10 protein-coding genes are annotated in these 11,199 nt (G+C 70.2%); 9 read left to right on the top strand and 1 reads right to left on the bottom strand.

Translation table 11 applies throughout. The features are described from left to right. The first annotated feature begins 198 nt into the window (after positions 1–198). From FL311_RS36080 to FL311_RS36040, 9 genes are all read left to right on the top strand, one after another. Positions 199–1,203: an SDR family oxidoreductase gene (locus tag FL311_RS36080; protein ID WP_141332220.1), complete on the top strand. Its 1,005-nt coding sequence runs from the start codon at positions 199–201 to the stop codon at positions 1,201–1,203. Positions 1,204–1,283: 80 nt separating this feature from the next. Next, positions 1,284–2,291 (top strand): diacylglycerol kinase family protein, encoded by a 1,008-nt coding sequence (locus tag FL311_RS36075; RefSeq protein ID WP_141332219.1) that lies wholly within the window; start codon positions 1,284–1,286, stop codon positions 2,289–2,291. A 57-nt stretch (positions 2,292–2,348) separates the two neighbouring features. Continuing rightward, a complete protein-coding gene (locus FL311_RS36070; protein WP_141332218.1) occupies positions 2,349–3,038 on the top strand; it encodes an NUDIX domain-containing protein in 690 nt (229 codons plus the stop codon). 161 nt (positions 3,039–3,199) lie between these two features. After that, a complete protein-coding gene (locus tag FL311_RS36065) occupies positions 3,200–4,006 on the top strand; it encodes a protein phosphatase 2C domain-containing protein (protein ID WP_141332217.1) in 807 nt (268 codons plus the stop codon). A gap of 4 nt (positions 4,007–4,010) precedes the next feature. Then, positions 4,011–5,882: a hypothetical protein gene (locus FL311_RS36060; protein WP_194869505.1), complete on the top strand. Its 1,872-nt coding sequence runs from the start codon at positions 4,011–4,013 to the stop codon at positions 5,880–5,882. Between the two features lie 37 nt (positions 5,883–5,919). Continuing rightward, a complete protein-coding gene (locus tag FL311_RS36055) occupies positions 5,920–6,984 on the top strand; it encodes a nicotinamidase (RefSeq protein ID WP_141332215.1) in 1,065 nt (354 codons plus the stop codon). Between the two features lie 99 nt (positions 6,985–7,083). Beyond that, the gene (locus tag FL311_RS36050; protein WP_046716976.1) at positions 7,084–7,887 is read left to right on the top strand and encodes a hypothetical protein; all 804 of its coding nucleotides are present in this window, start codon (positions 7,084–7,086) and stop codon (positions 7,885–7,887) included. Positions 7,888–7,974: 87 nt separating this feature from the next. After that, positions 7,975–8,520 carry a nucleotidyltransferase family protein gene (locus FL311_RS36045; protein WP_141332214.1) on the top strand — a complete coding sequence of 182 codons (546 nt, stop codon included), beginning with the start codon at positions 7,975–7,977 and terminating at the stop codon, positions 8,518–8,520. Further along, on the top strand, positions 8,517–8,792 hold the full coding sequence (locus tag FL311_RS36040) for a hypothetical protein (protein WP_141332213.1): 276 nt from the start codon (positions 8,517–8,519) through the stop codon (positions 8,790–8,792). Before FL311_RS36045 ends, FL311_RS36040 begins: the two co-directional genes overlap by 4 nt. A gap of 48 nt (positions 8,793–8,840) precedes the next feature. Here FL311_RS36040 and FL311_RS44435 read toward each other — a convergent pair. Then, positions 8,841–11,199 (bottom strand): hypothetical protein (locus tag FL311_RS44435; protein ID WP_194869504.1); only part of this gene is annotated, 2,359 nt, incomplete at its 5' end.

Below are 11,199 nucleotides of genomic sequence, written 5' to 3'. Positions count from 1 at the left end.
CTCCCCCTGTGCCCCAGGTGGAATCCACACGGACCCGTCCCGCGCCGGGACCCCCGGTCCGGACGAGGAAACCGCTCCGCCGCCCGCCCTCCTGGGGAGCCCCACGGGGCACGGGGCGCCGCCCGCTTCCATCCCCATCTTGCCTCCAGGGTCCGTCGCCACGGCCGCGACCACCCACCCACGGGAGACTTCGCACCCATGAAGCGTGCCTGGAAGAACCGCGTCGTCGTCATCACCGGAGCGTCCAGCGGCATCGGCCGCGCCACCGCCCTCGCCCTCGCCAAGAAGGGCGCCCACCTGGTCCTCGCCGCCCGCCGCGAAGACCCGCTCGAGGACCTCGCCCAGGAGTGCGAAGCCCGAGGCGTCCGCGCCGTCGCCGTCCCCACCGACGTCTCCGACCCCACCTCCGTCCAGGCGCTCGCCCAGGAGGCCGTGCGAGCCTTCGGCCGCTTCGACGCGTGGATCAACAACGCCGGCGTCTACCTCATGGGCAGCCTCGAGGAGACCCCCGACGACGCCTTCCGCCAGCTCATGGAGACCAACTTCTTCGGCACCGTCAGCGGCACCCGCGCCGCCGTCACCCAGTTCCGCCGCCAGGGCTACGGCACCCTCGTCAACGTCTCCTCGTCCTTCGGCGCCGTCACCGCCCCCTACGTCAGCGCCTACGTCGCCTCCAAGCACGCCGTGCGCGGCTTCACCGCCTCCGTCCGCCAGGAGCTGCTCGACACCGGCATCCACGTCTGCACCGTCATGCCCGCCGCCATCGACACGCCCCTGTGGCATCACACCGCCAACTACACCGGCTGGCGCGTGCGCCCCGTCGAGCCCGTCTACACCCCCGAGCGCGTCGCCCGGAGCATCCTCCTCGTCCTGCGAAAGCCCCGCGCCGAGGTCCTCGTCGGCCCCGCCGCCCGCGCCTTCGCCGCCATGCACGGCCTGATGCCGCGCACCTTCGAGCGCACCATGAACGGCGCCACCGAGGCCCTCCACTTCGAGGACGAGCGCCAGGGCGCCACCGCCGGCAGCCTCTTCCGCCCCATGCCCGAGGGCACCGCGGCGTCCGGCGGCTACCACTCGAAGGGCAAGCAAGCCCTGCGCCGCCTCCTCTTCGCGGGAGGCGTGGTCGCCACGGCCGCCTGGCTGGGGAGGAGGGAGGCCCGAGGGCGGCTCGGCGCACGTGTCGCCCACGCACTGGGCGTGTGAGGCACACATTGTCGTCACGGGGCGAGTCCCTCGCGTCCCGTGACCGGGCCATGACACGGCCCAAGGAAAGTCCGGCCGCCATGACCGACATCGCCGTCCTCGTCAACTTGCGCGCACGCCGTGGCTCCGAGGGAGTCGGCGGCCTGGTGCAGCGCTTCCTCCCCCGTGCCCGCGTGGCGCTCACCCGCTCGCTCGACGAGGCCCGTCACTGGATTTCCGACCAGCTCCGGCCCAACCCGCCCTCGCTCCTCCTGGCTGGCGGCGGCGATGGCACCATCACCGGGCTGCTCAACGAGCTGCGCGCGGCGGGCGTGGCGCTGCCCGCCATCGGCGTGCTGCCCATGGGCACCGGCAACGCCTGGGCCCGGGTCACTGGCGCCCCGAAGCCCTCCGTGGCGCTCAAGCAGATCGCCGCGATGAAGAACGACCTGCCGCCCCTGCGGCCCTTCTCGCTGGTCCGCGTGGACGGCAAGGTGGCCCCCTTCGCGGGCACCGGCTGGGACGCGGAGATGATTCAGGACTTCAAGGATCAGCTCGCGGCCTCCGGCCCCCTGCGCAGCCAGCAGGCGGGGCTGCGCGGCTACCTCACCGCGATGTTCACCCGGACGGTGCCCCGGCACATGTTCGGCGGCGGCAACCCCCGCGTGTCCGTCTACAACCTGGGCGACGCGGCGCTCACCGTGGACGCGAAGGGCCACGTGGTCCCCGTGCCCAACAGCGAGAAGGGCGCGCTCCTGTACGAGGGCCCGGCGGGCGTGGCCGGCGCCGCCACGACGCCCGAGTGGGGCTTCGGCTTCAAGGCCTTCCCCTTCGCCCAGAAGGTGCCGAACCGGCTCTCCGTGCGCGTCTACGGCGCGGGCGTGCTGGAGGCCACGCGCAACATGTTCAAGCTGTGGCGCGGCGAGCACCCGCTGCCGCACATGAACGACTGGTTCGTGCAGAAGCTGCGCATGGACTTCGACCGCGAGGTGCCCTTCCAGATGGGCGGCGACGTCATCGGCCTGCGGCGCTCGGTGGAGTTCGACCTGGCCGGGGAGAGCGTGCAGCTGGTCGACTGGCACAAGCTGTCGCGCATGATGAAGGCCTGAGCCTGCCTCCGACGGCGCGTTGACTCGGGTGTGCTCCGGACACTATGCCCGGTGTCCGTGAGCCACACCTACGAGTACCCGAGACCGGCGTTGACGGTGGACTGTGTCGTCTTCGGCCTGGATGACGACGACCTGAAGGTGCTGCTCATCCAGCGCGGCGTGGAGCCGTTCCAGGGACGCTGGGCCCTGCCCGGTGGTTTCGTGCGCATGGACGAGTCCCTGGACGAGGCGGCCCGGCGCGAGCTCGAGGAGGAGTCCGGCATCCGCCCCGGGCACCTGGAGCAGCTCTTCACGTTCGGCGCGCCGGAGCGGGACCCTCGGGGCCGCGTCGTCACGGTGGCGTACTTCGCCCTGGTGAAGCTCAGCGCGCACACCCTGCGCGCGGCCACGGATGCGCGCGAGGCGGCGTGGTTCTCCGTCTGGGACACGCCCAAGCTGGCGTTCGACCACGCGGACATCCTCAACACCGCGCTCCAGCGCCTCAAGGGCAAGGTGCGCTACCAGCCCATCGGCTTCGAGCTGCTGCCGCCCAAGTTCACCCTCACCCAGCTCCAGCGCCTGTACGAAATCGTCCTGGAGCGCGAGCTCGACAAGCGCAACTTCCGCAAGAAGATCCTCGCCATGGACCTGCTCGAGGAGCTGGACGAGGTGGAGCAGGACGTCTCCCACCGCGCGGCTCGCCTCTACCGGTTCGACCACAAGAAGTACCGGCAGCTCGAGAAGGCCGGCTTCAACTTCGAGCTCTGAGCCCCTGGACGGCCCCTCCCCGGAGGGCGAGACGCGCTCGTATTGACATCGTGTAGTTCGGACACTATGTTGGTGTCGTAGATACACGAACAGGGGCCATGAGGCTCCGCGAGTCCACGTCCGTGTCTGCCATTGCCCGCGTCGCGGGCCAGGGGAGAGCCATGTCCTCGTTGCCCTTCGAAGTCGCCGCGGGCTCGGTGCTCGGCCGGGAGCATGCTCGGGCGGGCCGCAACAACCAGGATGCGTGGTGTGTACGGACGAGCGAGCACGGGCTGGTGGCGGTGGTGGCGGACGGGTGTGGCAGCCAGCCTTGCAGCGAGTTGGGGGCGCAGCTGGGGGTGCGCCGGGTGGCGCAGGCGGCGCTGACGCGGTTGGCGGAGGACGAGCGTGTGGATGAAGCCGGGTTCCTGCCCGGCCTGCGAGAGGATGTGTTGTGTCTGCTCAGCGAGCTTCGGGGGGAGCTCGGCCGCGACACCCTGGGGGACTTCCTCTTCACGGTGGTGGGCGCGGTGATGACGCCCTCTCACACGCTCGTCTTCTCCGCGGGGGATGGGGTGTGGGCCCTCAACGGCGAGGTGCATGCGCTGGGGCCCTTCCCGAACAACGCGCCGCCGTATCTGGCGTATGCCCTGTCGCGAGGCGAGGAGGACACGCCGCTCGTCCGTCAGGCGCTGGTGCCCACGGAGGACGTGCACGCGCTCTTGCTCGGCACGGACGGCGTGGCGGACCTGGCGAAGCTCGCGGACGTGGTGATGCCGTCGGGGGACGAGCGGGTGGGGCCGCTGTCGCGCCTGTGGACGGAGCCGCGCTACTTCGAGAACCCGGATGCGCTCCGGCGCAGGCTCGCGATGCTCAACCGCGAGTCGGTCCGCGCGGACTTCGATGCACGCCGGCTCGTGCGCACGCCGGGGTTGCTCCCGGATGACACGACGCTGGTGGTGCTGCGCCGTCGCCTGGGGAGGGCGTGAGGCCATGGACGTCTGGCTCGAGGGGAAGAAGGTGCGGTTGGACCCCGCCAGGGCGATTGGCAAGGGCGGCGAGGCGGACGTGTTCGACCTGGGGGACGGCCGCGCGCTCAAGGTCTTCAAGCCGCCAGAGCACCCGGACTACACAGGGCTCGCCGTGGAGCAGGAGGCCGCGCGGGCCCGCATCGACGAGCACCAGCGCAAGCTGCGCGTGTTCCCCACGGGGCTGCCCGGGCGCGTGGTGGTGCCGCAGGCGCTGGCCACGGACAAGAAGGAGCGCACGGTGCTGGGGTACGCCATGCGCAAGCTGGACGGCGTGGAGTCGCTGCGGCGCTTCGGTGAGCCCTCGTTCCGTCGCGCGGGCGCTACCTCCGAGCGCGCGGTGGAGGTGCTGCGCTCGCTGCACCACACGCTCGCTGGAGTCCACGCGGCGGGCGTGGTGGTGGGGGACTTCAACGACCTCAACGTGCTCGTCACGGGCGCGGCGGACGCGCACCTCATCGACGCGGACAGCTTCCAGTTCGGAGGGTTCCTGTGCGCGCTGTTCACCGAGCGCTTCGTGGACCCGGTGCGGTTGAACGGGAAGAGCCTGGTTCCCACGCGCCCGGCGTCGAGTGAGAGTGATTGGTATGGCTTCACCGTGGCGGCGATGCAGTCGCTCTTGTGCGTGGGGCCGCATGGCGGCGTGCACCGACCGAAGTCCCCGTCCGCGCGCACGACGACCGCGGGGCGGCTGCTCCAGCGCATCACCGTCTTCCATCCGGAGGTGCAGTACCCGAAGCCCGCGCTCCCGATGCGGACGCTCCCCGATGACGTGCTCCACCACCTCCACCGCGTCTTCGTGGAGGACCTGCGCGGCGCCTTCCCGCTGCCGCTCTTGGAGGGGCTGCGCTTCACGCAGTGCCCGTCGTGTGGTGTCGAGCACGCCCGGCGCGCCTGTCCCACGTGTCAGCCGAACGCGGTGGCGCAGACCACGCCTGTCACCTCGGCGCGAGGTCAGGTGACGGCCACGCGCCTGTTCGCCACGCGCGGGGTCCTGGTGCACGCGAGCGTGGAGGACGGTGTCCCGCGCTGGCTCTACCACGCGGATGGCGCCTATCGCCGAGGGGACGGCCGTGTGGTGATGCGAGGACCGCTGGACCCCTCGTTGCACTGGGCGCTCCAGGGGGACGTGACGCTGGTGGGGCGGGACGGCGTGGTGGCGGTGCTGGGGCCGCTGGGCGAGCGGGAGCGGTTGGGGGTGGACGCTCCCGAGGGACGCCCGGCCTTCGCGGCCAACGCGAGACATCGCTACTGGGCGGTGGGGGGCGGACTGTGGCGGGACGGCGTGCACGGGCCGGAGCGCATCGGCGATGTGCTGGAAGGGCAGACGCGGTTGTTCGTGGGACCTCGCTTCGGGCTGGGATTCCATCGCGCGGGTGGACTCCGAGGCGCGTTCGTCTTCGACGCCGAGCGTCTGGGACTGCGCGACGGGCTGACGCTGCCGTGGCCGTCGGGGCAGCTCGTGGACGCGGACTGTCTCTTCGACGGGGCGCTGGCGTGGTTGTTCCTCGCCGAGCAGACGCAGGGGCGAACGGTGCATCACTGCGTGGTGCTCGGCTCGGATGGCGCGGTGCGGGCGCAGGCGGTGGCCGAGGCGAATGACGGCTCGTGGCTGGGCGGCGCGCTCGGGACGGGACGGTGCGCGGTGGGCGAGGCGCTGTTCTGCGCCACGGACGCGGGGCTGACGCGTGTGGAGCTGCGACAGGGGCGCCTGGAGGCCGTGCGGGACTTTCCCGACGCGGAGCCCTTCGTGGACTCGGGAGCCCGGCTCCTGCTGACGCGTCAGGGATTGGTCGTGGTGGGGCGACAGGAGCTCACCGCGCTGCGGATGGCTTGAGCCGGGTGGACGTCTTTACATGACAGGGGGTCGTGCGATGAGGAAGCAAGTGAAGGAGCTGCCGGTACCTGGGTTCTATCGGGCGGAGCACGCGGGGAAGTACAGCTACGGGCCGGACGCGGGGAAGCTGCAGATGGAAGCGGGGACCTGGCGCAGCGCGAACGGTGTCACCGCGGCCGCGTCGGATGGATTCAACCTGCACCTGCTGCTCATCGACGTGCAGAAGGACTTCTGCTTCCCGGAGGGCTCGCTCTACGTCGCGGGGCGCAGCGGGCGCGGCGCCGTGGAGGACAGCCGCCGCATCGCCGAGTTCATCTACAAGAACCTGGGCACGCTCACGAACGTGACGGCGACGCTCGACACCCACTTCGCGTACCAGATCTTCTTCCCGTCCTTCTGGGTGGACCAGGATGACCAGCCGCTGACGCCGTACCGCGAGGTGACTCGCGAGCAGATTGAGCGAGGACAGGCGAAGCCGAACCCGGCGATGGCGAAGTGGCTGTGCGGTGGCAACTACCCGTGGCTGCTCAAGCAGGTGAAGTACTACTGCGAGGAGCTGGAGCGCGCGGGCAAGTACACGCTGTACCTGTGGCCGCCGCACTGCCTGCTCGGTGGGGACGGGCACGCGCTGGCGGGGGTGGTGCAGGAGGCGCGGCTGTTCCACTCGTACGTGCGCGGCATGCAGTCCTGGGCGGAGGTGAAGGGCGGCAATCCGCTGACGGAGAACTACTCGGTGCTGCGTCCGGAGGTGATGAGCCGGCATGACGGACAGCCGCTGGCGCAGCGCAACACCCAGTTCCTCAAGACGCTGCTGACGGCGGACGCGGTGGTGATTGGCGGACAGGCCGCGAGCCACTGCGTGAAGAGCTCCATCGACGACCTGCTCGGCGAAATCGTGGCGCAGGACGCGGCGCTGGCTCGCAAGGTGTACCTGCTGACGGACTGCATGTCGGCGGTGACGGTGCCGGACGGGAAGGGTGGTTTCGCGGCCGACTTCACGCCGCAGGCGGATGCGGCGCTCAAGCGCTTCGCGGACGCGGGCATGCACCTGGTGCGGTCCACGGACCCGCTGGCGAGCTGGCCGGACCTGCGCATCGGCTGAGCCTCGGTGGTGTCGAGAGTTCGATGACCGCGCCTGTCTCAGGTGGGGCGGGGCGGCGGAGCCATGCCCTCGCGATGAGGGAGAAAGAGAGAGCAGGACATGAGCAGGACGACGAGTGGAGGCCCTCGGACGGCCACGCAGCTCTTCGAGGACGCGCACGCCGAAGGGGTGCTGAGCCCCGCGGGACTGCAGGCGCTGACAGTGGTGGACCTGGGCGCGCAAATCCAGGCGGGCCTGGGTGTGCGGGTGGAGGACGTGCAGGCCAGCGAGGTGGTGCTGGTGACGGTGATGCCGGACGACTCGGGGAGCATCTCCACGTCGGGGCACACGAAGACGGTGTGTGACGGGCACAACCTGGTGCTCGACTCGCTCCTGGCGAGCAAGCAGAAGGACGGCGTGCTCTTCCACACGCGCTACCTGAACGGCCAGGTGCTCAATCCCTACCGGCCGCTGGAGGACGTGGTGCGGATGCACTCGGGCAACTACCGCGCGGACCAGGGGACGCCGCTGTATGACCAGGCGGTGGTGTTGCTGGGGACGGTGCTGGCGAAGTCCCAGGAGTTCAGCGCGAACGGCGTGCCGGTGCGCACGGTGACGCTGTTGATTACGGACGGCGCGGACATGCACTCGAGCCGCGCGCAGGCGAAGGACGTGGCGGCGGTGGTGAAGGACCTGCGGCGGGCGGAGAACCACATCGTCGCGGCGATGGGCATCGACGACGGGAGCACGAACTTCCGGCGCGTGTTCCAGCAGATGGGCATCGAGGACGCGTGGATCCTCACGCCGGGCCAGTCGGAGCGGGAGATTCGCTCGGCCTTCCAGGTGTTCAGCCAGTCCGCGGTGAAGGTGAGCCAGGGCGGCGCCAGCTTCAGCCGCACGGCCCTGGGTGGCTTCGGGCGGTGAGGCTTGGAGTGGAGGTGGGGCCTGCCAGCCCTGCGGGCTGGCGGGTCAAGACGGGCCGACGGCGACTGAACGCGCTATCTTCCGCGCGTGGACGATTACCTCAAGGTCCTCCTCCTGGTGGGGAGCAGGCTGGAGCAGGCAGGCATCCCGTACATGCTGAGTGGCTCCACGGCCATGAACTTCTACGCGCGTCCTCGCATGACTCGCGATGTGGACATCGTCGTCGAACTGGAGGCTCCGAAGGTTCCAGTCCTTCTCTCGCTGTTCCAGGCCGACTTCTCCATCGATGAAGAGGAGATTCGCGAGGCGCTGTCACACCAGTCGCTCTTCAACCTCATCCACTTCGAAACGGTCGTGAAGGTCGACTGTGTCATCCGTAAGAGGTCGGCGTATCGACAGGAGGAGTTTCGCAGGCGGCGAACAGTCGAGCTCCAGGGACAGCGCATCTGGATTGTCTCGCCTGAGGACCTGGTACTCTCGAAGCTTTACTGGGCGCGGGACAGTCTGTCCGAGATGCAGATGGGAGATGTGCGGAACATCGTGGATGCTACGTCCTCAATGGACTGGGCCTATCTGATGCACTGGGCTCGGGACCTGGGAATCGAGTCCTTGTTGGAGACGGTGAAGCCATGAAGGACACCCTGCCTCGTGCCGAGGCTCTCGTTCGCTCGCTGCTCCTGCGCAAGTCAGGGGAAGAGCGTCTCGTGATGGGGGCCGACATGTTCTCCGCCGCGCGTGCGCTGGTCTCAGCCTCGCTACGGGAGCAGGGGCTGACGATGGGTTCCGCCGAGTGGAAGCTCGGGCTCCTCGACCGGACCTACGGCGCGGAGATCTCGCCCGCCCATCGGCGTCGCTTGTTGGAGCGATGGCGTGCCGAGGCGACGCCTGGCTCCACCTCGACATGAGCCGCCCGGAGACGAAGTCGAGCTCCGGACGGCTCGGGTCCTCGTGCTTCAGTGCACGCGGGCGCGCGGCAGGTTGGAGGGCGCCAGGCCCACCGACTTGAGGCCCGTGGTGGGCGCGCACACCAGCGCCTTCAGGTCCTCGGCGCGGCGCGTGAGGTCGTCGAACGTGCGAATCGACTTCGTCACCGGGTCCGTCACCGTGGTGCCTCGCAGATAGGGCGACAGCGTGGACGTCCTGCCCGAGGCCCGCGCGGACACGTGGACGAACTCCGTCTGCGTCTCACCCGCGTGACACCCGCTGCACGTGTTGAGCGAGAACTTGTGCCGCACCTCGTTCGACACGTTCGGCGCGCGCCAGAAGAAGTCCAGCGGCACCAGCGAGTGCGCCCCCAGGAACGGGATGCCACCCATGCTGTCGGGCACCGTGTGCCGCTCCTCCAGCACCGCCGCCGAGTTCTCCGTCAGGTAGCTGGCCAGCATCTGCGTGTTCTCGAAGTGGTTCGCCGGCGTGAGCTTCATCGTCGTCGGCATCAGCCCCAGGGGTGACAGCACGAACTCGCGCAGCTCCCATGGCTCCTCCAGCTCGATTTCGTTGGTGCGAATCTGGTTCAGCGCGCTGCCCTGGTGCCGACCCGTCATCACCCCCGCCTTCACGAAGCGGTCCGTGAGCGCCTGCAGCTTCGCGTTGTAGCCCGCGTTACCCACCTTCACCGCGCCCAGCGCATGCCAGTCCGAGGCCCAGCGCTGGATGGACTCGGGCGTGGTGCCCGGCAGCGCGTACTCCAGGATGACGGTGAACTCGAGCGGCTCGCCGTTGGGCGCCACCACGCCGTAGATGAAGCGCCCCTCGCCCGCCGTCACCCCCTGCTCGCGCAGGTCGATGCGGTTGACGATGGCCAGCAGCCGGAACGGCGCCGAGTTGAAGTCCAGCGGCTTCGACGGCCCACCGCTGCGCGTCTCCCACGGCCCCAGCACCTTCGTCTGCATCTCCGGACGCGGCGGAATCGTCAGCCCGTTCACGTGCTGCTTCTCCAGCCACGTCTTCAGCCACGCGCGCACCAGCTCGGACGGGTCCTGTCCGCCGTTCAGCTCGCGCATCACCGTGCCGAAGTGCCACGCGCCACCCGGCGCCGTGCGCACCGGGTCCTCCACCACGGACAGGTGGGTGATCATCAGCTCGCTCGGCTTGTCGATGGTGCACGTGTTGGTGGGCTGGCACACCGTGCGCGACTCGCAGCCGTTGGACGCCTTGCCGTCACAGTCGTAGTAGCCCGGCACGCAGGTCTGTCCGCACGTCGCCGCCACGCAGACGCCGTCCGCGTAGGGACCGTCCTGGCACGAGTTGCCGCACGTGCCGCAGTGATTGGGGTTCGCCGTGAGGTCCACCTCGCAGCCGTTGGACGAGCGGCCGTCACAGTCCGCCGTGCCGGGCGGGCAGCGCAGCTCGTACGCGGGACCCTCGGCGCACGTGGACACGTTGCCGCACGCGTCCTTCGCCGCCAGGAACACGCGGTGGCTGCCACCGGGACCGAACGGGGCCACCGTGCTGAAGCGCCCCTGCGCGTCCGCCTGCACCGTGCGCGTGGGCGTGCCCGTGCAGGCCACGTCGACGAAGATGCCCACCGTGGCGTGCGGCTCCGCGGTGCCCGTGATGACGAGCTGCTGGCCATCGTTCAGGTACTGCCACTTCACGTCCGTCACGCGCGGCGGCTCGGGCGGCTCTCCGTCATGCTGGTACTCAAGCGGGTTGGAGCAGGTGGACGCGGAGTCGTAGCCGCCCGCGGCTGTCGCCCGGGCGGACACCGTCACCTTCGCGTTCTTCGCCACGCTCACCTGGGCGTAGAACAGGCCGATGTCGTCGGTCGTCACCGTCTTCTCCACCGGGCCCTGGCAGTTGGCGGTGCGGAAGACCTCCACCGTGACGCGCGGCTCGGCGCGACCGTGGAAGACGGGCTGCATGCTGCCGCCAGGGGACGTGGGCGAGGTGCTCAGCAGCACCGGCGCCATCCGGGGCGTGCCCGGGCCGTAGGGGTAGTCGACGGCGGGGCTGCACTGGGAGGCGTTGCCGACGGCGTCATAGGCTCGCGCGGAGTAGCGGGCGCCCGGGCCGTTGGGGACGGAGATGGGGACCTCGCAGTAGTTGCCCGCGTTGGCCACGGTGGAGCCGACCTCGGTCCCGGTGCAGCCGGGGCCCTGGTACACGCGGACGGTGGCGCCGGCCTCGGTGTGGAGGGTGAGGGCGCGGGTGGAGCCGGTGCCCGCCTGGGCCCAGGTGGGCGCGGGGGTGGGCGGCGGCGTGCGGTCCACGAACACCGCGTTGCCGAGGCGCACGTTGTTGCCCTCGCTGTCCTCGGTGACCAGGCCATCCGGGTCCACGCGGGCGCCGAGGAAGTAGTCGCCTTCGGGG

Origin of the sequence: Myxococcus sp. AB025B, from assembly GCF_006518215.1 — a bacterium.
In the GTDB taxonomy this organism is placed as follows: domain Bacteria; phylum Myxococcota; class Myxococcia; order Myxococcales; family Myxococcaceae; genus Myxococcus; species Myxococcus fulvus.
Note: the sequence above shows the minus strand (reverse complement) of the source record. Positions and strands in the feature narration are given on the sequence as shown.

What these genes read in the sequence shown, in the direction of transcription:
- FL311_RS36075 (WP_141332219.1), top strand. Translation starts at nt 1,284, where the DNA reads ATGACCGACATCGCCGTCCTCGTCAACTTGCGCGCACGCCGTGGCTCC.
- FL311_RS36055 (WP_141332215.1), top strand. Translation starts at nt 5,920, where the DNA reads ATGAGGAAGCAAGTGAAGGAGCTGCCGGTACCTGGGTTCTATCGGGCG.
- FL311_RS36080 (WP_141332220.1), top strand. Translation starts at nt 199, where the DNA reads ATGAAGCGTGCCTGGAAGAACCGCGTCGTCGTCATCACCGGAGCGTCC.
- FL311_RS36050 (WP_046716976.1), top strand. Translation starts at nt 7,084, where the DNA reads ATGAGCAGGACGACGAGTGGAGGCCCTCGGACGGCCACGCAGCTCTTC.
- FL311_RS36060 (WP_194869505.1), top strand. Translation starts at nt 4,011, where the DNA reads ATGGACGTCTGGCTCGAGGGGAAGAAGGTGCGGTTGGACCCCGCCAGG.
- FL311_RS36040 (WP_141332213.1), top strand. Translation starts at nt 8,517, where the DNA reads ATGAAGGACACCCTGCCTCGTGCCGAGGCTCTCGTTCGCTCGCTGCTC.
- FL311_RS36065 (WP_141332217.1), top strand. Translation starts at nt 3,200, where the DNA reads ATGTCCTCGTTGCCCTTCGAAGTCGCCGCGGGCTCGGTGCTCGGCCGG.